General features: G+C 72.3%; 23 protein-coding genes. 12 read left to right on the top strand and 11 right to left on the bottom strand.

Going from position 1 to position 21,038, the window contains the following annotated elements; translation table 11 throughout:
* The first annotated feature begins 2 nt into the window (after positions 1 to 2).
* Complete coding sequence (locus ACGF3A_RS02365) at positions 3 to 539, top strand: tetratricopeptide repeat protein (protein ID WP_393724901.1); 537 nt, start codon at positions 3 to 5, stop codon at positions 537 to 539.
* Here the strand turns inward: ACGF3A_RS02365 and ACGF3A_RS02370 are convergent.
* Entirely contained in the window at positions 511 to 948 is a 438-nt protein-coding gene (locus ACGF3A_RS02370; protein ID WP_393724903.1) for a gamma-glutamylcyclotransferase, read from the bottom strand. The two genes, ACGF3A_RS02365 and ACGF3A_RS02370, sit on opposite strands and share 29 nt — an antisense overlap.
* Before the next feature lie 99 nt (positions 949 to 1,047).
* On the opposite strand from ACGF3A_RS02370, the gene ACGF3A_RS02375 reads away from it, so the two are divergent.
* Entirely contained in the window at positions 1,048 to 2,490 is a 1,443-nt protein-coding gene (locus ACGF3A_RS02375; RefSeq protein WP_393724905.1) for an NAD(P)H-quinone dehydrogenase, read from the top strand.
* Between the two features lie 131 nt (positions 2,491 to 2,621).
* Positions 2,622 to 3,578, top strand: a complete 957-nt coding sequence (locus ACGF3A_RS02380; RefSeq protein WP_393724907.1) for a DeoR/GlpR family DNA-binding transcription regulator — start codon at positions 2,622 to 2,624, stop codon at positions 3,576 to 3,578.
* A gap of 109 nt (positions 3,579 to 3,687) precedes the next feature.
* On the opposite strand, the gene ACGF3A_RS02385 is transcribed toward ACGF3A_RS02380, so the two are convergent.
* Positions 3,688 to 5,475, bottom strand: a complete 1,788-nt coding sequence (locus tag ACGF3A_RS02385) for an acetyl/propionyl/methylcrotonyl-CoA carboxylase subunit alpha (protein WP_393724909.1) — start codon at positions 5,473 to 5,475, stop codon at positions 3,688 to 3,690.
* 308 nt (positions 5,476 to 5,783) lie between these two features.
* Here ACGF3A_RS02385 and ACGF3A_RS02390 point away from each other — a divergent pair, with 308 nt between their 5' ends.
* The gene (locus tag ACGF3A_RS02390; protein WP_393724910.1) at positions 5,784 to 6,206 is read left to right on the top strand and encodes a hypothetical protein; all 423 of its coding nucleotides are present in this window, start codon (positions 5,784 to 5,786) and stop codon (positions 6,204 to 6,206) included.
* On the opposite strand, the gene ACGF3A_RS02395 is transcribed toward ACGF3A_RS02390, so the two are convergent.
* From ACGF3A_RS02395 to ACGF3A_RS02415, 5 genes are all read right to left on the bottom strand, one after another.
* On the bottom strand, positions 6,200 to 7,177 hold the full coding sequence (locus tag ACGF3A_RS02395; RefSeq protein ID WP_393724912.1) for a hypothetical protein: 978 nt from the start codon (positions 7,175 to 7,177) through the stop codon (positions 6,200 to 6,202). The two genes, ACGF3A_RS02390 and ACGF3A_RS02395, sit on opposite strands and share 7 nt — an antisense overlap.
* Positions 7,178 to 7,199: 22 nt before the next feature.
* A complete protein-coding gene (locus ACGF3A_RS02400; RefSeq protein ID WP_393724914.1) occupies positions 7,200 to 7,829 on the bottom strand; it encodes a Maf family protein in 630 nt (209 codons plus the stop codon).
* Between the two features lie 43 nt (positions 7,830 to 7,872).
* Positions 7,873 to 8,007, bottom strand: a complete 135-nt coding sequence (gene mmpB / locus ACGF3A_RS02405) for a morphogenic membrane protein MmpB (protein WP_393724916.1) — start codon at positions 8,005 to 8,007, stop codon at positions 7,873 to 7,875.
* Positions 8,008 to 8,068: 61 nt separating this feature from the next.
* Entirely contained in the window at positions 8,069 to 8,272 is a 204-nt protein-coding gene (locus ACGF3A_RS02410) for an acyl-CoA carboxylase subunit epsilon (RefSeq protein ID WP_393724918.1), read from the bottom strand.
* Positions 8,273 to 8,306: 34 nt separating this feature from the next.
* The gene (locus ACGF3A_RS02415; protein WP_393724920.1) at positions 8,307 to 9,908 is read right to left on the bottom strand and encodes an acyl-CoA carboxylase subunit beta; all 1,602 of its coding nucleotides are present in this window, start codon (positions 9,906 to 9,908) and stop codon (positions 8,307 to 8,309) included.
* Positions 9,909 to 10,439: 531 nt separating this feature from the next.
* Here ACGF3A_RS02415 and ACGF3A_RS02420 point away from each other — a divergent pair.
* From ACGF3A_RS02420 to ACGF3A_RS02440, 5 genes are all read left to right on the top strand, one after another.
* Positions 10,440 to 11,312 carry a biotin--[acetyl-CoA-carboxylase] ligase gene (locus ACGF3A_RS02420; RefSeq protein WP_393724922.1) on the top strand — a complete coding sequence of 291 codons (873 nt, stop codon included), beginning with the start codon at positions 10,440 to 10,442 and terminating at the stop codon, positions 11,310 to 11,312.
* A gap of 125 nt (positions 11,313 to 11,437) precedes the next feature.
* The gene (locus tag ACGF3A_RS02425; RefSeq protein WP_393724924.1) at positions 11,438 to 12,619 is read left to right on the top strand and encodes an adenylate/guanylate cyclase domain-containing protein; all 1,182 of its coding nucleotides are present in this window, start codon (positions 11,438 to 11,440) and stop codon (positions 12,617 to 12,619) included.
* Between the two features lie 368 nt (positions 12,620 to 12,987).
* On the top strand, positions 12,988 to 13,797 hold the full coding sequence (locus tag ACGF3A_RS02430; RefSeq protein WP_393724926.1) for an enoyl-CoA hydratase/isomerase family protein: 810 nt from the start codon (positions 12,988 to 12,990) through the stop codon (positions 13,795 to 13,797).
* A gap of 78 nt (positions 13,798 to 13,875) precedes the next feature.
* On the top strand, positions 13,876 to 15,060 hold the full coding sequence (locus ACGF3A_RS02435) for a diguanylate cyclase domain-containing protein (protein ID WP_393727112.1): 1,185 nt from the start codon (positions 13,876 to 13,878) through the stop codon (positions 15,058 to 15,060).
* A 44-nt stretch (positions 15,061 to 15,104) separates the two neighbouring features.
* The gene (locus ACGF3A_RS02440) at positions 15,105 to 15,230 is read left to right on the top strand and encodes a hypothetical protein (RefSeq protein WP_393724928.1); all 126 of its coding nucleotides are present in this window, start codon (positions 15,105 to 15,107) and stop codon (positions 15,228 to 15,230) included.
* Between the two features lie 157 nt (positions 15,231 to 15,387).
* Here ACGF3A_RS02440 and ACGF3A_RS02445 read toward each other — a convergent pair whose 3' ends face one another.
* Positions 15,388 to 15,960, bottom strand: a complete 573-nt coding sequence (locus tag ACGF3A_RS02445; RefSeq protein ID WP_393724930.1) for a TetR/AcrR family transcriptional regulator — start codon at positions 15,958 to 15,960, stop codon at positions 15,388 to 15,390.
* A gap of 114 nt (positions 15,961 to 16,074) precedes the next feature.
* Between ACGF3A_RS02445 and hutH the strand changes: the two genes are divergently transcribed.
* The gene (gene hutH, locus ACGF3A_RS02450; RefSeq protein ID WP_393724932.1) at positions 16,075 to 17,646 is read left to right on the top strand and encodes a histidine ammonia-lyase; all 1,572 of its coding nucleotides are present in this window, start codon (positions 16,075 to 16,077) and stop codon (positions 17,644 to 17,646) included.
* Positions 17,647 to 17,664: 18 nt separating this feature from the next.
* On the opposite strand, the gene ACGF3A_RS02455 is transcribed toward hutH, so the two are convergent.
* A complete protein-coding gene (locus tag ACGF3A_RS02455; protein ID WP_393724934.1) occupies positions 17,665 to 17,838 on the bottom strand; it encodes a hypothetical protein in 174 nt (57 codons plus the stop codon).
* Positions 17,839 to 18,132: 294 nt separating this feature from the next.
* On the opposite strand from ACGF3A_RS02455, the gene ACGF3A_RS02460 reads away from it, so the two are divergent.
* On the top strand, positions 18,133 to 19,374 hold the full coding sequence (locus ACGF3A_RS02460; protein WP_393724936.1) for an Ig-like domain-containing protein: 1,242 nt from the start codon (positions 18,133 to 18,135) through the stop codon (positions 19,372 to 19,374).
* An 80-nt stretch (positions 19,375 to 19,454) separates the two neighbouring features.
* Here the strand turns inward: ACGF3A_RS02460 and ACGF3A_RS02465 are convergent, their stop codons facing one another.
* Both ACGF3A_RS02465 and ACGF3A_RS02470 read right to left on the bottom strand, forming a co-directional pair.
* Positions 19,455 to 19,904 (bottom strand): acyl-CoA thioesterase, encoded by a 450-nt coding sequence (locus ACGF3A_RS02465; RefSeq protein WP_393724938.1) that lies wholly within the window; start codon positions 19,902 to 19,904, stop codon positions 19,455 to 19,457.
* An 11-nt stretch (positions 19,905 to 19,915) separates the two neighbouring features.
* Positions 19,916 to 20,410 (bottom strand): FBP domain-containing protein, encoded by a 495-nt coding sequence (locus ACGF3A_RS02470; RefSeq protein WP_393724940.1) that lies wholly within the window; start codon positions 20,408 to 20,410, stop codon positions 19,916 to 19,918.
* 191 nt (positions 20,411 to 20,601) lie between these two features.
* Here ACGF3A_RS02470 and ACGF3A_RS02475 point away from each other — a divergent pair, with 191 nt between their 5' ends.
* Positions 20,602 to 21,036, top strand: a complete 435-nt coding sequence (locus ACGF3A_RS02475) for a hypothetical protein (protein WP_393724942.1) — start codon at positions 20,602 to 20,604, stop codon at positions 21,034 to 21,036.
* Positions 21,037 to 21,038 lie beyond the last annotated feature (2 nt).

Below are 21,038 nucleotides of genomic sequence, written 5' to 3' on the forward strand. Positions count from 1 at the left end.
CCGTGGCGATCACAGGGAGCGGGGACAGCGGGAACAGGGACGAGGCGCTCGCCGAGGCCGTACGACTCCGGGGCGCCGGGGAGCGGGAGACGGCGCGGCAGCGCCTGCTCGCGCTGAGCGCGGACCGTCCGGAGGACGCCGAGATCGCCTACCAGACCGCGTGGGCCCACGACGTGCTCGGCCTGGAGCGCGAGGCGGTGCCCTTCTACGAGCGCGCGCTGGCGGCGCAGGACCCGCCCCTCACCGACGACGACCGCCGGGGCGCGCTGCTCGGCCTCGGCAGCACGTACCGCGTGCTGGGCGCGCACGAACGGGCCGTCGCCCTGCTGCGCGAGGCCGCCGGGGCGTACCCGGAGGACGGCGCGCTGCGCGCGTTCCTCGCGATGGCGCTGCACAACACGGGGGCGCACGAGGAGGCCATGCGGCTGCTCCTGGTCCTCCTCGCGGACACCAGCGAAGACCCGTCCGTACGGGAGTACCGCGCGGCGCTCGCGCACTACGCGACGGACCTCAGCACGGACGCTTCCGCAGCTCCATGACGTAGTCGTGCGGGGCGCCCGCGGACTCGGCGGCGTCGGCGATGTCCCCGAGGTAGCGGGCGGAGGGCAGGCCGCCCTCGTACCCGTTGAGCACGTAGCACCACGCGGGCTCGTCGCCGTCGAGGGTGTGCACGCGGACGCGCATCCGCCGGTAGATGTCGAGGCCGACGCCCTCCCAGCGGTCCATGGAGTCCTCGTCCATCGGCGCGATGTCGTAGAGCGCGACGAAGATCTGGGCGCGTGGCGCCTCGACCATCGTGGCCAGCGCACCGTCCCAGCCCATGTGCTCGCCGCCGAAGGTGAGCCGCCAGTCGGTGACCCACCCCGTGCCGCGCAGCGGGGAGTGCGGGGCGCGGCGCGACATGAGCCGTGCGTCGAGGTTGCCGGCGTAGGCGGCATAGAGCGACATGCGCACGAGGGTACGCCGACCCACACGGTCCTCTCTTTCACACGGGCGTCACGCCCGACCCGAACCCCCGCCGGGTGGGCGGATGGCGCGTGCGGGAGAATGGAGTATGTGACTCGGATCGTGATCATCGGTGGCGGACCTGGCGGATACGAGGCTGCGCTGGTCGCGGCGCAGCTCGGCGCGGAGGTGACCGTCGTGGACTGCGACGGTCTCGGTGGTGCCTCGGTGCTCACCGACTGCGTGCCGTCCAAGACGCTCATCGCCACCGCCGAGGTGATGACCAACTTCGACTCCTCGTACGAGGAGCTGGGCATCCGCGTCGAGGACACGACGCACGACCCGGACGACCCGGCGCGCGTCGTCGGCGTCGACCTGGGGAAGGTCAACCGCCGCGTGAAGCGCCTCGCGCTGGCGCAGTCGCACGACATCACGGCCTCCGTCACCCGCGCGGGTGTCCGCGTGATGCGCGGGCGCGCGCGGCTGGAGCCGGGGCAGGCCACGGACGGCTCGCGGCGGATCACCGTCACCGCCGCCGACTCCACGTCCCAGGAGCTGACCGCCGACGCCGTGCTCGTCGCCACCGGCGGCCACCCGCGCGAGATCCCCGACGCCCTCCCCGACGGCGAGCGGATCCTCAACTGGACGCAGGTGTACGACCTGGAGGAGCTCCCCGAGGAGCTGATCGTGGTCGGCTCCGGCGTCACCGGTGCCGAGTTCGCGGGCGCCTACCAGGCGTTGGGCTCGCAGGTCACCCTCGTCTCCTCGCGCGACCGCGTGCTGCCGGGCGAGGACCCGGACGCGGCGGCCGTGCTGGAGGACGTCTTCCGGCGGCGCGGGATGAACGTGATGAGCCGGTCCCGCGCGCAGTCCGCCAAGCGCGTCGGCGACCGCGTCGAGGTCACGCTGCAGGACGGGCGTACGATCACGGGCTCGCACTGCCTGGTCGCCGTCGGCGCGATCCCCAACACGGCGGACATGGGCCTGGAGGAGGCCGGGGTCACGCTCAAGGACTCCGGGCACATCCGCACCGACAAGGTGTCCCGCACCTCGGCCCCCGGGGTCTACGCGGCGGGTGACTGCACCGGCGTCTTCGCGCTCGCGTCCGTCGCCGCGATGCAGGGCCGGATCGCGATGTACCACTTCCTGGGCGACGCGGTGGCGCCGCTCAACCTCCGGGCCGTCTCCGCGAACGTCTTCACGGACCCGGAGATCGCCACCGTCGGCTACAGCCAGGCGGACGTGGACAACGGGAAGATCGACGCCCGCGTCGTGAAGCTGCCGCTGCTGCGCAACCCGCGCGCCAAGATGCAGGGCATCCGCGACGGCTTCGTGAAGCTCTTCTGCCGCCCCGGCACCGGCATCGTGGTCGGCGGTGTGGTCGTCGCGCCGCGGGCCAGTGAGCTGATCCATCCCATCTCGATCGCGGTCGACAACAATCTGACAGTGGAACAGATCGCGAACGCCTTCACTGTGTACCCGTCCCTGACCGGCTCGATCGCCGAGGTCGCGCGTCAGCTCCACACGCGGAAGACTGCCGAGTAGGTCCTCTACCACACCAAGGGTCCGTGTACGAACAACTTCGGTTAATCGGCGCAAACTGCTGAAAGCAGATGGTCGTTGGCGTTACTGTCAGTTTCGTGTTCGCTGCGGAACGTCGTCAATTGATCCTTGAAATGGTGCGAGCTAACGGGGCTGTCTCGCTCCGTGAGCTCGCCCGCGTCGTCCAGACCTCAGAAGTGACCGTGCGTCGTGACGTACGGGCGCTGGAGGCAGAAGGACTGCTCGACCGCCGACACGGCGGTGCCGTGCTCCCGGGTGGCTTCTCCCGGGAGTCCGGCTTCCCACAGAAATCCCATCTAGCGACCGCGGAGAAGACGGCCATCGCCGATCTCGCCGCGGGCCTCGTCGGAGAGGGCGAGGCCGTCGTCGTCGGTGCCGGGACGACGACGCAGGAGCTGGCGCGGCGTCTCGCACGCGTCCCCGGCCTGACCGTCGTCACCAACTCGCTGCTGGTCGCCCAGGCGCTGGCACACGCCAACCGGGTCGAGGTCGTCATGACCGGAGGCACCCTGCGCGGTTCCAACTACGCGCTGGTCGGCAGCGGTGCCGAGCAGTCCCTGCACGGGCTGCGTGTCTCCCGCGCGTTCCTCTCGGGGAGCGGGCTGACGGCCGAGCGCGGCCTGTCCACGTCCAACATGCTCTCCGCGAGCGTGGACCGTGCGCTGGTGCAGGCGGCGGCGGAGGTCGTGGTCCTGGCCGACCACACGAAGCTCGGTACCGACACGATGTTCCAGACCGTACCGACGGATCTCATCACCCGGCTGGTCACCGACGAGCCCCCGCCGCACGACGACCGTGCGGAGACGGAGCTGCAGGCGCTGGCCGACAGGGGCGTGCAGATCGCCGTCGCGGGACCGGTGCGCTCCGCACCGCCCCCGGCGGGTGAGGAACGGCGCGAGATGCGGGACGTCCAGATGCCGGGACCCCGGCGGAATCCGAATCCGCCGGGCGGAGGCGGGAGTTCCACACCCCCGCCGCCGACTCAGCTGCGGAGTGCGACGTCGCTGCCGGACGGACCGGCTCCGGCGAAGTCCCCCCGGGTCGCCGACCTGGCTCCCCGCCGCCGCTGACCCGCGGTCTCCCGATTCCGGGTGCGCCCGCCTCGTACGGACGGGGCGGGCGCATTCGGGCGTACGGGGCCGGTCCTCGACCCGCGAGGTCAGTCCTCGGCTCGCGAGGTCAGTCCTTGATCTCGCAGATGACCGCGCCGGAGGAGACCGAGGCGCCGATCTCGGCGCTGAGGTCCTTGACGGTGCCCGCGCGGTGGGCGTTGAGCGGCTGCTCCATCTTCATCGCCTCCAGTACGACGACGAGTTCGCCCTCCTCGACGTGCTGGCCCTCCTCGACGGCGACCTTGACGATCGTGCCCTGCATCGGAGAGGCGAGGGCGTCACCGGAGGCGGCGGAGCCGGACTTCTTGGCGGCCTTGCGGCGCGGCTTGCGCGCCCCGCCCTCGATCGCGGCGCGGGCCAGCGGCATGCCCAGCGAGGAGGGCAGCGAGACCTCCAGGCGCTTGCCGCCGACCTCGACGACGACGGTCTCGCGGGAGCCCTCGTCGTCGGTCTCCTCCTCCACGCCGGCGCCGGGCGCCACGTAGGCCGGGATCTCGTTGACGAACTCCGTCTCGATCCACCGGGTGTGGACGTCGAACGGCTCGCCTTCGCGCCCGCTGACCTCCGGCGCGAACGCGGCGTCGCGGACCACGGTCCGGTGGAAGGGGATCGCGGTGGCCATCCCGGTGACCTCGAACTCGTCGAGCGCCCGCGCCGCCCGCTCCAGGGCCTGGCGGCGGGTCGAGCCGGTGACGATGAGCTTGGCCAGCAGCGAGTCCCAGGCCGGGCCGATGACCGAGCCGGACTCCACGCCCGCGTCGAGCCGCACGCCGGGGCCGGTCGGCGGGTCGAAGGTGGTGACGGTGCCGGGAGCCGGGAGGAAGTTGCGGCCCGGGTCCTCGCCGTTGATGCGGAACTCGAAGGAGTGACCGCGCAGCGCCGGATCGTCGTACCCCAGCTCCTCGCCGTCGGCGATCCGGAACATCTCGCGCACCAGGTCGATGCCCGCGACCTCCTCGGTCACCGGGTGCTCGACCTGCAGCCGGGTGTTGACCTCCAGGAAGGAGATCGTGCCGTCCTGGCCCACGAGGAACTCGCAGGTGCCCGCGCCCTCGTAGCCCGCCTCGCGCAGGATCGCCTTGGACGCGCGGTACAGCTCGGCGTTCTGCTCGTCCGTCAGGAACGGCGCCGGGGCCTCCTCGACGAGCTTCTGGTGGCGGCGCTGCAGGGAGCAGTCACGGGTCGAGACGACCACGACGTTCCCGTGCTTGTCCGCCAGGCACTGGGTCTCCACGTGCCGGGGACGGTCCAGGTAGCGCTCGACGAAGCACTCGCCGCGGCCGAAGGCGGCCACGGCCTCGCGCACCGCCGAGTCGTACAGCTCGGGGACCTCCTCCAGCGTGCGGGCGACCTTCAGGCCGCGACCGCCGCCGCCGAAGGCGGCCTTGATGGCGATGGGCAGGCCGTTCTCCTCGGCGAAGGCGACGACCTCCTCGGAGCCCGAGACCGGGTCCTTGGTCCCCGCCACCAGCGGGGCGCCCGCGCGCTGCGCGATGTGCCGCGCGGCGACCTTGTCGCCCAGGTCGCGGATGGCCTGCGGCGGCGGGCCGATCCAGGTCAGGCCCGCGTCCAGGACGGCCTGCGCGAACTCGGCGTTCTCCGACAGGAACCCGTAACCGGGGTGGACGGCGTCCGCTCCCGCGTCGGCGGCGGCCCTGAGCACCTTGGCGACGTCCAGGTAGCTCGCCGCCGGGGTGTCACCGCCCAGGGCGTATGCCTCATCGGCCACCCGGACATGGAGCGCGTCCCGGTCCGGCTCGGCATAAACAGCGACGCTCGCGATTCCCGCGTCCCGGCACGCGCGGGCCACGCGGACCGCGATCTCGCCGCGATTGGCGATGAGCACCTTGCGCACGATGGCTCCCTCCTTGAAACAAGCTGAGTTTAGGTACTGGCGACACCCCACGCCGAGCCGCCAAGGGGGGTGAGCTTGCCCACACAGAGTGTCACCCGTCGGTACCACGGGAGCCTTGTCCCCCGTCGTTCCAAGGTACGCCGGGTTTTCGCGTTCGCCCGCCGACCCCGGGATGTGGTCTTGCTCTCTGTGCCCCCACCCAGGGTCCGGGGCGGCTTCTTTGTGGGATCCCTATGAAACGCTGGAAGAAACTTTGCGCTGCGTCCCACCCCTTGCCCCGCCCCGTACCCGTGAGTAGCGTGCGCGCCGTGAAGAGACTGGGGCACAGGAGAACGGTCGCCGCGGCGGCGGCGCTCGCGCTGACCCTGGAGGCGGTCGTCCTCGTACTGGTCAACCTCTTCCTGGGCAAGGTCGTTGACGAGCAGGACATGTCCCTCGCGGGCATCGACCCGAGAGCGATGACGGCGTCCGCCTGGATCGGCGCCGCGCTCATCGGAGGCTATCTCGCCGGATGCGCGCTGATACTGGCGCGCAGCGCCGTGCGGGACAAGTCGCCGCTGGGCTTCTTCCGTATCGCCCTGATCAGTTGCGCGGTCGTCCACGGGCTGCTGGGCGCCTTCTCGATCGGGCTCGTCGGCTGGACCGCGTTCCTGTTCATGATGGCCGTCCTGGGCCTCATCGTCTGGTCCCTGACCTGGTACGGCGCCCCGGCGCAGGCTCAGGCTCACTGAGGCCGACGCTCCAGGTCGGCGCTCCACCACGTGGTCCCGCTGAACATGTGCAGGACGCCCGCGTGGCCGTGGCCCCTGACCCTCCCCAACGGCTCGCCGCCGGGCAGGGTCAGGCGGAAGCGGGCACCGGGGACGGCCCGGCCGTCGTCCTCCAGGGTGGTGTACGTCAGCACGTCGTGCCCGTCCTCCCCGCCCACCTGGGCGACCGTACGGTCCTGCCCCAGGGGGACGGCCCAGCCCCCGCCCGTCCCCTCCAGGCTCCAGCCCCGGCGGGTCTCCCCGTCCTCGGACGGGTCGAAGCGGACCAGGACGCGTTCGCGCATGTTGTGGAAGGACGTCCACAGGGTGGTGGACTCCAGGGCCACGCGGGGGCTTTCGGCGGGCAGCCCCCAGGGGCCGTTGCCGGGGAGGGGGCGGCCGTCCCGGGTGAGGTCGTCGGTGAACCTGACCAGGCCGTCGGAGCCGATCGGGGCGGGGCCGTCCGGGCTGCCCCAGCCGTTGTTCCCGAAGATGCCCTCGTCGAAGTAGCCGACCCAGATGCCGTCGTCCGTGTCGGTGCGGACGGAGGCGATCCCGTCGCCCAACGTGCCCCGCGCCAGCAGGCGTCCGTCCGCGCCGTGGATCTCGGCGTTGCGCTCCGGGCCCTCCTCGGGGCTGTACGCGCAGCGCGCGCCCACCACCAGGACCCGGCCGCCGGAGAGCGGCTGGGCGTGCGGGACGGCCAGCGCGGTCTCCAGCGCGGTCACCACCGGCTCGGGCCGGTACGTCACGAACCGCATCGGAACGCCGCGGCCCAGCCGCGTCCTCGGCACCCGCACCCCGTTCGGCAGGGTGTCCTTGGCGGTCTGTTCCCCGTGGTCCGCGGGCGCCGTCCACAGCGCGACGGGCTCGCCGTGCGGGGAGAGCGAGAGACAGGCCAGCGCGTCGCCCTCCTCGGGCGGTGCCAGCTCTCCCCGGAACGTCAACTCCACCGTGGGCAGCGTCCGCATCCGCTCACGCCCACAAGTCGGTGATCGCGATGTCCAGTTCGGCCAGGAGCGCGCGCAGCTTCGGCATCGAGAGGCCGAGGACGTTGCCGTGATCGCCCTCGATGCCGTCGACGAACGGCGCCGAGCGGCCGTCCAGGGTGAACGCGCCCGCCACATGGAGGGGTTCGCCGCTGGCCACGTAGGCCGCGATCTCCGCGTCCGTCGGCTCCCCGAAGCGGACCACGGTGGACGCGGTCGCCGACGTACGGCCGCCGCCCTCGCGGGTGTCGATGACGCAGTGGCCGGTCCTGAGGATCCCCGCGCGGCCCCGCATGGCCTTCCAGCGGGCCGTGGCCTCCTCGGCGTCCGCGGGCTTGCCCAGCGCCTCGCCGTCCAGCTCCAGCACCGAGTCGCAGCCGACGACGAGCGCGCCCGCGGCCTCGGGCCGCGCCGCGACCGCCGCCGCCTTCGCCTCGGCGAGCACCCGCGCCAGCGAGGCCGGGTCCGGCGCCGTCAGCGCCTCCTCGTCCACCCCGCTCACGATCACGTCGGGCGCGAGCCCCGCCTGCCGGAGCAGGCCGAGGCGGGCGGGCGAGGCGGAGGCGAGCACGAGGCGGGGGCGCGGGCGGGGTGCTGAGTCGGTCATGGCCGCCATCGTACGAGCGGCTCCGGCACGCTCGTACGTGCCCGTGCGGCGCTCACACGTTACTCGCGTGAAGCAGCAGCATCACGACGGCGACCACGACCGGCAGCACCCAGTACAGGCGCTGTAGTTTCGTCTGGGCCGCGCGGGTTTCCTTGGACGGCTCGTCACGGGGGTCCGACCACAGCATCGATCGATGATGGAACGGAACACCCCGCCGGCGCCTGAGTACGCGTACTCAGATCGGGCCGTCAGCCGGGCCAGAAGGAGCGGCGCCAGGCGGCGGGGCCCGGCGCGGGGACGCGTCCCGGCACGGTGCGGGCCGGGTCGGACCACGCGTCGCGCACGGCGCCCACGGGCTCCGTCGTGGCCGCGGCGGCGGCCCGCACTCTGACCACCGCCAGGGTGGCGGCCAGCTCCTCCGGTGTCGGATTGCCTCGTACGACCTTGATCATGGCGCTGCCTCCTCGACGCGCTCGCTGTGGGGTGTCAGAGCGGGATGTTGCCGTGCTTCTTGGGCGGGAGCTGCTCCCGCTTGGAGCGCAGCGTGCGCAGGCCGCGGGTGATGTGGCGGCGGGTCTCGGACGGCCGGATCACGGCGTCCACGTAACCCCTCTCGGCCGCGACGTACGGGTTCAGCAGCGTGTCCTCGTACTCCTGGGTGAGGTTCTCGCGCAGCTCCTCGCGGCCCTCGTCCGGCGCGGCGGCGAGCGTCCTGCGGTGCAGGATGTTGACCGCGCCCTGGGCGCCCATGACGGCGATCTGCGCGGTCGGCCAGGCGAAGTTGAGATCGGCGCCGAGGTGCTTGGAGCCCATGACGTCGTACGCGCCGCCGAACGCCTTGCGGGTGATGACCGTGACCAGCGGGACGGTCGCCTCCGCGTAGGCGTAGATCAGCTTGGCGCCGCGGCGGATGATGCCGTCGTACTCCTGGTCGGTGCCCGGCAGGAAGCCCGGGACGTCGACGAAGGTGATCACCGGCACGTTGAACGCGTCGCAGGTGCGCACGAAGCGCGCTGCCTTCTCGCTCGCGTCGATGTTGAGGCACCCGGCGAACTGGAGCGGCTGGTTGGCGACGATGCCCACCGCCTGGCCCTCGATCCGGCCGAAGCCGGTGACGATGTTCGGCGCGAACAGGGCCTGGGTCTCCAGGAACTCCCCGTCGTCCACCACGTGCTCGATCACGCCGTGCATGTCGTACGGCTGGTTCGCCGAGTCCGGGATCAGCGTGTCCAGCTCGCGGTCCTCGTCCGAGGTCTCCAGGTCCGCCTCCTCGGGGAAGACCGGCGGCTCGGACAGGTTGTTGGACGGCAGATAGGACAGCAGCGCCTTGACGTACTCGATCGCGTCCTTCTCGTCGCCCGCCATGTGGTGCGCGACGCCGGACGTCGTGTTGTGCGTACGGGCGCCGCCCAGCTCCTCGAAGCCGACGTCCTCACCGGTGACCGTCTTGATGACGTCCGGGCCCGTGATGAACATGTGCGAGGTCTGGTCGACCATCACCGTGAAGTCCGTGATCGCCGGGGAGTAGACCGCGCCGCCCGCGCAGGGCCCGAGAACCAGGCTGATCTGCGGGATCACGCCGGAGGCGTGCACGTTACGGCGGAAGATCTCCGCGAACAGGCCGAGCGCCGCGACGCCCTCCTGGATACGGGCGCCGCCGCCGTCGTTGATGCCGATGACCGGACAGCCGGTCTTCAGCGCGAAGTCCATGACCTTGACGATCTTCTCGCCGTAGACCTCGCCGAGGGCGCCGCCGAAAATGGTGAAGTCCTGCGAGAACACGCAGACGGGGCGGCCGTCCACGGTTCCGTATCCGGTGACGACCCCGTCCCCGTACGGGCGGTTCTTCTCCAGCCCGAAGTTGGTCGACCGGTGCCGGGCGAACTCGTCCAGCTCGGTGAACGAGCCCTCGTCGAGCAGCAGTTCCACCCGCTCGCGGGCCGTCAGCTTGCCCTTGGCGTGCTGCTTCTCCACCGCGCGCTCCGAGCCCGCGTGCACCGCCTCCGCGGTACGCCGCTCGAAATCCGCGATCTTGCCCGCGGTGGTGTGGATGTCCGGGCTGCTCAGGGGGCTCGCCTGCTCTGACATCAGCGGGGCGCTCCTACTCGTCATCGGGTGGCTACCGGTTCGTAGGTTATCGGCGCGCGTGCGCTCTGACGGTGCGGCGTTGACCACATTCCGCTCGCCACGAGAGGCCCAGCCGACTTCTCCCTCCGCCCCACTGCGCTTGGCAGGCCTGCGCTTCTCCCTCCGCTGTGCTTGGGAAGTCTGCGCTTCTCCCTCCGCGAAGCTTGGGAAGTCTGCGCAAGGCGCAGGGTTGGCAAGCGCAGCCCCCTGCGCCGGGTGCCCCGCGTGCAAGGGCCGCGCCCGGGTTGCCCCGGGCTGTGCTTCGCGGGCTGCCGCCGCGTCGTGGCTGGGCGCGCAGTTCCCCGCGCCCCTGGAGGGGCAAGCCCCGAAGTCTTGGACCCGGCGCGCCCACGCGGCGGAGCCGCAAAACGGACACAGCCCCGCGCCCCTGGGGAGAAGGGGCAAGCTCCGACGTCTTGGGCCCGGCGCGCCTCTGAGGGCGAGGTCTGAGGGGGTGAGCCCTGAGGGGTGGGGGGCGCCTAGCCTGGGGGGATGGCTGACTCTGAGGTGCCCCGGAATCGCTGGTCCGATCTGGAACGGCCACCGTTGAACGCGAGCGCGCTGCGCAGAGCGCTCGTACGGGAGGACTCACTGGTCACGGCACTCGACGTCGTGGAGAGCATCGGGTCCACCAACACAGAGCTGGCGGCCCGTGCGCGTAAGGGCGAGGCCGACCCCGGCACCGTCCTGGTCGCGGAGGAGCAGACCGCGGGCCGCGGGCGGCTGGACCGGGGGTGGAGCGCCCCGCCGCGCTCCGGTCTCTTCTTCTCGACGCTGCTGCGCCCCGAGCCCCCGGCCGAGCGCTGGGGCTGGATCCCGCTGCTCGCGGGCGTGGCCGTGGCGGGCGCCCTCGCCCGCACCGCGGGGGTCGACACGGGGCTCAAGTGGCCCAACGACGTACTCGCCCGCGTCGAGGGCGAGGAGCGCAAGATCGGCGGCATCCTCGCCGAGCGCGTCGACACCCCCGGCGGCGACGCGGTCGTCCTCGGCATCGGCCTGAACGTCACGCTGAGCGCCGACGAGCTGCCCGTGCCGACCGCGGGCTCCCTCGCGCTGGCGGGCGCGCAGGGCACGGACCGCGATCCGCTGCTGCGCGCCGTCCTGCGCGCCGTCGAGGACTGGTACGGCCGCTGGACCGCGGCCGACGGCGATCCGGCGTCGAGCGTGCTGCTGGAGGCATATGCCGCCGGATGCGTGACACTCGGCCGTACGGTACGGGCGGAGCTGCCCGGCGGTGAGGAGCTGACCGGCGAGGCGGTCGCCGTGGACGGGGACGGACGGCTGGTGATCGCCTCGGCGCAGGGCGTGCAGCGCCCGGTCGCGGCGGGTGACATCGTGCACCTGCGCCCCACGGCCGGAGAGTGAGCTATCGCACAACTGCCGTATGGTGGGCTCGGCGCTGAGAAGTGGCCGGATGAGGCTGAGCAAGAGGAACGGAAGGGTCGTGCGCAGGGACGACGGTACGCCGCGAGGGGTGCAAGGGGCGGGCAGTGACCGTGGATGATCCGGGCACGCCCGCGCGTACGTACGCTTCCGCGTCCGCAGAGGACGGGGACGGAGATGGGGACGGGGCTCGGGCCGACGCCGGTACGAACGGTGCCGGTCCCGCCGAGACCGCCGAGCCGCCCGATCCCGGGCCCGGGCCCGTCGACCCCGACGGCGAGGAGGACCCCAGCGCGCTCCGCATCGAGGAGCTGATCCTCGGCTCGGAGCGCCAGTACACCCCGTTCCAGGCCGCGCGGGCCGCGGGCGTCTCGATGGAGCTGGCCTCCCGCTTCTGGCGGGCCATGGGCTTCGCCGACGTCGGCCAGGCCCGTGCCCTGACCGAGGCGGACGTGCTGGCGCTGCGGCGCCTCGCGGGCCTGGTCGAGGCCGGGCTGCTGAGCGAGTCGATGGCCGTGCAGGTCGCGCGTTCGACGGGGCAGACCACGGCGCGGCTCGCGGACTGGCAGATCGACTCGTTCCTGGAGGGCCTCACCGAGCCGCCCGAGCCGGGCATGACGCGCAACGAGGTCACGTATCCGCTGGTGCAGCTGCTGCTGCCGGAGCTGGAGGAGTTCCTCGTCTACGTCTGGCGGCGCCAGCTCGCCGCCGCGACGGGCCGCGTCGTCCAGGCGCAGGACGACGAGGAGATGGTCGACCGGCGCCAGGCCATCGGCTTCGCCGACCTCGTGGGCTTCACGCGGCTGACGCGGCGGCTGGAGGACGACGAACTGGGCGAGCTGGTGGAGGCGTTCGAGACGACCTCGGCCGACCTGGTCGCCGCGCACGGCGGCCGTCTCATCAAGGCCCTCGGCGACGAGATCCTCTACGTCGCGGACGACGCGGGCACCGCAGCGGAGATCGGGCTGCGGCTGATCGAGACCATGGCGAACGACGAGACGATGCCCGAGCTGCGCGTCGGCCTCGCCTTCGGCACGATGACGACCCGTATGGGCGACGTCTTCGGCAACACGGTCAACCTCGCCAGCCGTCTGACCTCGATAGCGCCCAAGGACACGGTCCTGGTCGACGGTGCCGTACGGGCAGAGCTGACCGCCTCCGGGGATGCCCCGGAGTCCGAGAAGGAGAGCGAGGACCTCTCGGGCTTCCGGTTCGCCCTCCAGCCGCTCTATCAGCGACCTGTCCGTGGCCTAGGCGTAGTAGAACCCTGGCTCCTCCGCCGCCGCTGACCTTGGGGCTGCGCCCCTGACGGAGCACGTCTGCGCTTCTCCCTCCGCCCCGCTGTGCTTGGGAGTTCTGCGCTTCTCCCTCGGCTGTGCTTGGGAAGTCTGCGCAAGGCGCAGGGTTGGCAAGCGCAGCCCCCTGCGCCGGGTGTCCCGCGCAACTGGGCCGGGTTCGGGGTGCCCCGGGCTGTGGTTTGCGGGCTGTCGCCGCGTCGTGGCTTGTCGCGCAGTTCCCCGCGCCCCTGAGTGGGCAAGCCCAAAAGTCTTGGACCGGTCGCGCCCCGCGGCGGAGCCGCATAGGGGACACAGGCCCGCGCCCCTGAAGCGCCCCTCCGGGGCTGCTCCAGGGGCGTGGCGAAACGTAGGGTGCGGCCATGACTCAGACCGAAGAGCGTTACGGAGAGTGGGTCGGCGTCCGGAGGAACCCGGAGGCGCATGTCGCGGAGCTGGTGCTGGACCGGCCGAAGGCCATGAACGCGATCTCGACCGACCTCGCCCGCGCCCTCACCAGGGCCTGCGCGGATCTCTCCGCGGACAGCGACGTCCGCGCCGTCGTCCTGACCTCCACCCATGAGCGCGCGTTCTGCGTCGGCGCCGACCTCAAGGAGCGCAACTCGCTCAGCGACGCCGAGCTGGGCCAGCAGCGGCCGTACACGCGCGCCGCGTACACCAGCGTGCTGGAGCTGCCCGTGCCGACGGTCGCGGCCGTCCACGGGTACGCGCTGGGCGGCGGCTTCGAGCTGGCGCTCTCCTGCGACCTGATCGTCGCCGACCCGACGGCCGTGGTCGGGCTGCCCGAGGTGTCGGTCGGCGTGATCCCGGGCGGGGGCGGCACGCAGCTGCTGCCGCGCCGCGTGGGCGCCGCGCGCGCCGCCGAGCTGATCTTCTCCGCGCGCCGGGTGGAGGCCGCCGAGGCCCGTGAGCTGGGGCTCGTCGACCAGCTCACGGACGAGGCGGGGCAGGACCGCGAGGAGGCGCTGGGCCTCGCCGCCCGTATCGCCGCGCACTCGCCCGTCGGGCTGCGCGCCGCCAAGCGCGCGCTGCGTACGGGCTGGGGCATGGACCTGCGGGCCGGTCTTGAGGTCGAGGACGCGGCCTGGCGCACGGTCGCCTTCTCGGGGGACCGGGCCGAGGGCGTCGCGGCGTTCAACGAGAAGCGGAAGCCGGAGTGGCCGGGCCGCTGAGCGACGCGGTGACCCTCCGTGCACGGGTCCATACGGCGGAACGGGGCGAAGCCTCCTAATCTTGGTCGTATGGGCCGAATGGGAGACGACGCGGACGCGCGGCTCTGTGCCGTGGTGGGGCTGGCACAGGCGATGGCGGCGGCGCACACCGCCTCGCCCGTGCCGCGCGGCGCCGCGTTCGGCCTGCCGCACCTGCCGCACCGTGCGCTGGCGCACGCCGCGGCGCGCGGGGCGCGGGAGGCGCTGGGCGGCTCGTTCGCGGCGATCTCCTGCTGGGAGCGGGACCGCGGACGGCTGCGGGTGCTGGTGAACGTGGGGGAGCTGGCCGAGGGCGAGGAGGAGTTCCCGGCCGACGAGTCGTACCCGGTGCACGACTTCCCCGAGATCACCGAGTTCCTGCACGAGGAGTGGGCGGGCGGCGGCGGCGAGCCGCACGCCTGGGTCGGCACCCGGGACGACGCGTTCTCGGGGCGGTCCAACGCGCTGCGCCGCCGCGGGCGCGGCTCGTGCGTCGTCGCGCCGCTGGTGCTGCACGGGCGGGCGTGGGGCGAGCTGCACGTCGCCCGCCGCGCGGGGGAGCCCGCCTTCGACCGGGGCGACGCCGCGTTTGCGACGGTGCTGGCGGCGATCATCGCCTCGGGGCTCGCGCAGGACGAGCACCTGGAGGAGATCCGCCGCCTCGCGTTCTCCGACCCGCTGACGGGCCTGGCCAACCGGCGGGCCGTGGACGCGCGGCTGGACGAGGCGGTGGAGTCGCACCGCGCGCACGGCACCGTCGTGAGCCTCGTGGTCTGCGACATCAACGGCCTCAAGCGGGTCAACGACGCGCAGGGGCACGAGGCGGGCGACAGACTGCTGGAACGTTTCGGCTCGGTCCTGTCGCTGTGCGGCGCGATGCTCCCCGGCGCGCTCGCGGGGCGGCTGGGCGGCGACGAGTTCTGCCTGCTGGCCGCCGGGCCCACCGCCGACGAGGTCGTACGCGCGGCCGACGAGCTCTGCCGCAGGGCGGCCGATCTGGAGCTGGGCGAGGGCGTGGCCTGCGGGGTGGCCTCCACGGGCGATCCGATAGGCGAGGTCCGCAGCGCCCGCCGCCTCTTCCGGCTCGCGGACGCCGCCCAGTACCGCGCGAAGGCGGCCCGCGCCGCCAAGCCCGTGGTCGCGGGCCGCGAGGGCGGCGCCGACGACCCGGTCGTCCACCTCGCGGACGCCCCTGCGGCGTCCGCCGGGGGAGACCGTCGGCGCTTCCGTGGCCGCAATTCGTGAGGCGTGTCCGGCGGATCAGGCCTGAGCAGGGGCTGCCCCTGGCCGTGCCGTGCAGTCTGCGGCTGCGCCGGTGGCTGGGCGCGCAGTTCCCCGCGCCCCTGAAGGGCGCTCCGCTGCGCGGTCGCGCCCACGCGGCGGAGCCGCACATCGGCACGGTCCCGCGCCCCTGACGGGGCGCACCCGTGGCGCCCCGAAGCGCCCCGAAGGGGCTGCTTCAGGGGCGCGGGGAACTGCGCGAGCAACCCGCCCCGGCTCGCAGTCTGCGACGCACCGGCAGGGGCAGCCCCTGTGCAGCAGCCGCCGCATGGCGGCACGGCGCCGTGCCGCTTACGGGGACGTGGGCCAGTTCGCCAGAACACGGTGCAGGGCCTCGATGCCCTGTTGCCAGGAGGCGTGGACGGGGCGGGGGGCGCCGAAGCCGCCGGACGCCTCCAGGTTCACGTAGCCGTGGAAGGTGGCGCGGAGCAGACGGCCCGCGTCGGTCGCGTCGGGTTCCTCCAGCCCGTACCCGCGCAGCATCCCGTACGTCAGCTCGACGCTGCGGCGGAAGCCGGGGTCGTCCGCGTACGCGGCGGGGTCGAGGGGGAGCTGGGTGGCGGCGTAGCGCCCCGGGTGCTCCAGGGCGTATGCCCGGTACGCGTCGGCGAAGGCGCGGAGCGCGTCGCGGCCCGCGCGGCCCGCGACGGCGGCGGCGATGCGGTCGGTCATCTCGCGCGTCGCCAGCAGCGCGATCCGGGTGCGCAGGTCGCGCACGCCGCCGATGTGGGAGTAGAGGCTCGCGTCCTTGACGCCGAAGCCGCGGGCGAGCGCGGAGAGCGTGACGCCGTCCAGTCCGGCCGTGTCCGCGAGGTCGGCGGCGGCGGAGGTGATCCGCTCGGCCGACAGTCCGGCACGCGGCATGGGCACCTCCAGAGTCCAGAACCTAGGTCGACCAGGCCAGAGCCTAATCTACCTAGGCGGGCGGTGATCGCCCGCTCGTGACAGAACGGCATTCACTCACTAGGGTTCGTGAATATGGATATGCACACAGTGAGGATGGGGGCCTCCGGGGTCACCCCCGGGGACGTCGTCGCCGTCGCCCGGCACGGGGCGCGCGTAGAGCTGACCGACGAGGCGCTGGAGGCGCTGCGCACCGCCCGCCGGTTCATCGAGGACCTCGCCGCCAAGCCGGACCCCGTCTACGGCGTATCCACCGGCTTCGGCGCGCTCGCCGTCCGCCACATCGGCCACGACCTGCGCACCCAGCTGCAGCGCAACATCGTGCGCTCGCACGCCGCCGGGATGGGCCCGCGCGTGGAGCGCGAGGTCGTGCGCGCGCTGATGTTCCTGCGCCTCAAGACCGTGGCCTCGGGGCGTACGGGCGTACGTCCGGAGGTCGCGCAGACCATGGCCGCCGTGCTCAACGCGGGCATCACGCCCGTCGTCCACGAGTACGGCTCGCTCGGCTGCTCCGGAGACCTCGCGCCGCTCTCGCACTGCGCCCTGACGCTCATGGGCGAGGGCGAGGCGGAGGGGCCCGACGGCGTCCTCGCGCCCGCCGCCGAGCTGCTGGCCGCGCACGGCATCGAGCCCGTCGAGCTGCGCGAGAAGGAGGGGCTGGCGCTGCTCAACGGCACCGACGGCATGCTCGGCATGCTGCTCATGGCCTGCGACGACCTCTCCCGGCTCTTCACCTCCGCCGACGTCTCCGCCGCGCTCACCCTGGAGGCGCTGCTCGGCACCGACCGCGTGCTCGCGCCCGAGCTGCACGCCATCCGCCCGCACCCGGGGCAGGCCGCGAGCGCGGCGAACATGCTCAAGGTGCTGGAGGGCTCCGGCATGACCGGGCACCACCAGTCCGGCGCCGACGGGCAGCAGGCGGCGCCGCGCGTCCAGGACGCGTACTCGGTGCGGTGCGCGCCGCAGGTCGCGGGCGCGGGCCGGGACACCCTCTCCCACGCGTGCGCGGTCGCCGAGCGCGAGCTCGCCGCCGCCGTCGACAACCCGGTGGTGCTGCCGGACGGGCGCGTGGAGTCGAACGGCAACTTCCACGGCGCGCCCGTGGCGTACGTGCTGGACTTCCTCGCCGTCGCCGTCGCCGACCTCGCGTCGATCGCGGAGCGGCGTACGGACCGGCTGCTCGACAAGAACCGCTCGCACGGCCTGCCGCCGTTCCTCGCCCACGACCCGGGCGTGGACTCGGGGCTGATGATCGCGCAGTACACGCAGGCGGCGCTGGTCAGCGAACTCAAGCGGCTCGCCGTCCCGGCGTCGGCCGACTCGATCCCGTCCTCGGCGATGCAGGAGGACCACGTCTCGATGGGCTGGTCCGCGGCGCGCAAGCTGCGTACCGCCGTGGAGAACCTGACGCGGGTGATCGCCGTCGAGCTCTACGCCGCGGCGCGGGCCCTGGAGATCCGCGAGGGCGCGGGCGCGCTGCCGGGTGGCGAGGCGGGCCGCGCGGTCGTCAGGGCGCTGCGCGAGGCGGGCGCCGAGGGGCCGGGCGAGGACCGTTTCCTCGCGCCGGATCTGGGCACCACGGAGGAGTTCGTCCGTACGGGGTCGCTGGTGCGTGCCGTGGAGTCCGTGACGGGCGAGCTGATCTGACAGCTGGGTTCTTGCAGCTCAGCGGCCGTGGGCGGGCTGCTGATCGCTCACCGGATGGTGCTCCTTCGGCGCGTCCTGCGTCGCGTTCGCGGAGGGGACGAACCAGAGAGCGGCGAGCAGTCCGCCCGCCACCGCGGCGGTGACAAGGGGGCGGCGATGCGCGGAGAGGCGGGAGAGTCCGGATCCGGACACGGGGAGGCTCCCTCGGGGGTGCGTGAACTGACCGTACGGGCACCGATGTTACTGACAGGGAGGCTCCGAAAGGAAGCCGTCATTCCGCTCACCTGCGGGAGCGCGGCGTATGGCCCGAATGAGTGTCCTACCCCACAGTTTCACCGAAAGTGGAACCGGTCATAGTCACGTTTGCGTTCCCTTGTGTAGTGCTGGGGTGCGCATGTCCGGTTTCGGATGGTGTGCGGGCGTACACAGCCGTCCGCGTCAAATCGGGGAGACATGGGGTTCCGAGGGTAAATGGAGAGGCCAGTGATGACGGTGGGGAAGCGTCGGAAAGGCATTGCGGCGACGGCCGTACTGCTCGGCGGCGTTCTGACGCTGAGCGGCTGCGGCATGTTCGGCGGCGATGACGACGGCGGCGACGACGGCTCCGCGGCGAAGTCCGAGATATCGGGCAAGAAGGACAGCGCGTCGGACGCGCGAATAAAGATCACCGGCAAGGACGGCTCGGACAGCGCCAGCATCAACACCGGCGGCAACATCACCGTCAGTGGCGGCAAGCTCACGAGCGTGACCATGAAGGCCGCCCAGAGCGGCACCCAGGTCGAGGGTGAGCTGGCGGCGAACGGCAAGTCCTGGAAGCCCAAGCAGGCGCTGGAGCGGGCCACGAAGTACGAGGTCACCGCGAAGGCGAAGGACGGCGAGGGCCGCAAGGCCGTCGAGAACTCGACGTTCTCCACCGTCTCGCCGGACAACAGCTTCATCGGGACCTACGCGGGCGAGGACGGCGCCAAGGTGGGCGTCGGGATGCCGGTGTCGATCACCTTCGACAAGCAGATCACCAACAAGAAGGCCGTCCAGTCCGCGATCAAGGTCAAGTCGACCAGCGGCCAGGAGATCGTGGGCCACTGGTTCGGCACCGACCGGCTGGACTTCCGCCCCGAGGACTACTGGAAGCCGAACACCAAGATCACCGTCGACCTCAACCTCGACGGCGTCAAGGGCGGCAACGGCATCACCGGTGTCCAGGACAAGACCGTCACCTTCAACGTCGGCCGGTCGCAGATCACCACGGTGGACGCGAAGACCTACAAGATGAAGGTCGTCCGCGACGGCAAGACCATCAAGACCGTCCCCATCTCCGCGGGCAGCGCCAAGAACCCGACGTACAACGGCAAGATGGTGATCTCCGAGAAGCACAAGGAGACCCGGATGGACGGCAATACGGTCGGATTCGGCCGTAAGGGCGCCGAGGGGTACGACATCAAGGACGTGCCCCACGCCATGCGCCTGTCCACCTCCGGCACCTTCATCCACGGCAACTACTGGGGTGCCCCCTTCGGCTCGGGCAACACCAGCCACGGCTGCGTCGGCATGAAGGACGCGAAGGGTGCGGGCGACTCGGGCACCGACGGCGCCTGGTTCTACGACAACTCGCTCATCGGCGACGTCGTCGTCATGAAGGGCTCCCCGGACAAGACCATCCAGCCCGACAACGGCCTCAACGGCTGGAACATGGACTGGGCCAAGTGGAAGGCCGGCTCGGCCGTCTGAGCCACCACGCCTGATCTCGGCATGCTCGTCATGAGGGCGGGGCCCGGATCCCTACGGGGGTCCGGGCCCCGCCCTTTTCGTCAGCCCACGAGACCCAGCACCGCGGGGTCGGAGGCCAGCTCCGTCAGGGGCTTGCGGGGGTCCTCGACCAGGCGGCGCGTGGTGAGGTCGAGGATGCCGCCGACCGCGTCGACCGTGGCGGCGAGGGTCCCGTCGGCCTTGCGGAGGGTCTGCCGTACGGCGTGCACCTTCCGGCCCTCCGTCCACTCGAAGGCGCAGCTGATCTCCACGTCGTCGCCCGCGCGCAGCTCCCGCAGGTACTTGACCGTGGTCTCCAGCACGACGGGCCCGACCCCGGCCGCCACCAGGTCCGTCTGCTCGATCCCGGCCGCGCGCAGCAGGGACCAGCGCGCGTGCTCGGCGTACTGGAGGTAGACGGCCTGGTTCAGATGCCCCTGGACGTCCGTCTCGTAGCCCCGCACGGTGACCGGGACGGAGAAGGACGGGGGCTCGGGCTCGGGCTGGGGCATGGGGGGTCCTTTCAGGCGTTCAGCTTGTCCAGGAACGTGAACAGGTGGGTGCGGGTGCGGGCGATCTGGTCGTCCAGGGACAGGGACTCCTTCAGGCGCCCGCCGGTCGGCGGGGTCTTCTTGCCCCGTACGTAGAGCGAGCACGCGAGGTCGTTGCACAGATAGGCCCCCACGGTGTTGCCCTCGCGGCCCGCCTTGCCCGCCCGGGGCGCCGCCATCAGCGTCACGCCGTCGCCCGGGTGCGTGGTCAGGCAGACCGAGCACATCGTGTGGTGCCGGGCCTCGCGGGGCTGGGAGGGGACGCGCATGACGACGCCGATCAGCCGGTCCTCGCGCTCGGCCACGAGATAGCGGCGGTCCGGCGCGCCGGGGTCGCGCCAGCCCAGGAAGTCGAGGTCGTCCCAGGGGCGTGCGTCCAGGTCGCGCGGGACGGTGAGGCGCTTGGCCTCGCCCCGCGAGCAGTTCACGAACGAGGCGCGGATCTCCGGTTCACGTGCGGCTCTCATGCGGGGACGCTAACCGTGCCTAGGAAGCCTAGGCAACCGCTTATTTGCTGTAGGGCACTGGCGAGGGTCGTTCGGGTCGTTCGGGTGCTCGGGTCGTCCGGGTGCTCGGAGCGCTAGGGAGGCGTCAGCGGGGGATCAAGGTTCCCCGTGATCCGTATTCCGGTGTCCGGCGCGTGGATAGCGTGCGGGACATGTCGTTCGACGAGGAATGGGCGCGCGTCAAGGAATCCGCGGGGTCCGCCGGATCCACGGGAAAAGGGCTCGGCGCGGGATACCGGCCCGGCCTCGTGGTCCACAGGGACGACCTGGGAAAGGTCGGCAACGCGGCCTTCACGCTCCACAGCAGACTGAGAAAGGGCGCCGACAGCGGGAATTCCTGCGAAAGGGCCGCCTCCGCGCTCGTACGGGGAAATCTCGGCATGGGGGACGAGCTGCGGACCACGCTGCGGCTCTGGGACTCCCAGGTGCGCACCCTGCTCCAGGCGTGCGCCCGGATATCCGACCACCTCGACTTCTCCCGGAAGGCGCACGCGCGGGACGAGGCGGACATCGGTGACGCGATGCGCCGCGCCGGACGGCGCACGCCGCCCACGTCGAAGATCTACGACTACCTCGGCGGCGCCTGACC

The sequence above is a fragment of the Streptomyces sp. NPDC048172 genome (assembly GCF_043202595.1).
Taxonomy (GTDB): domain Bacteria; phylum Actinomycetota; class Actinomycetes; order Streptomycetales; family Streptomycetaceae; genus Streptomyces.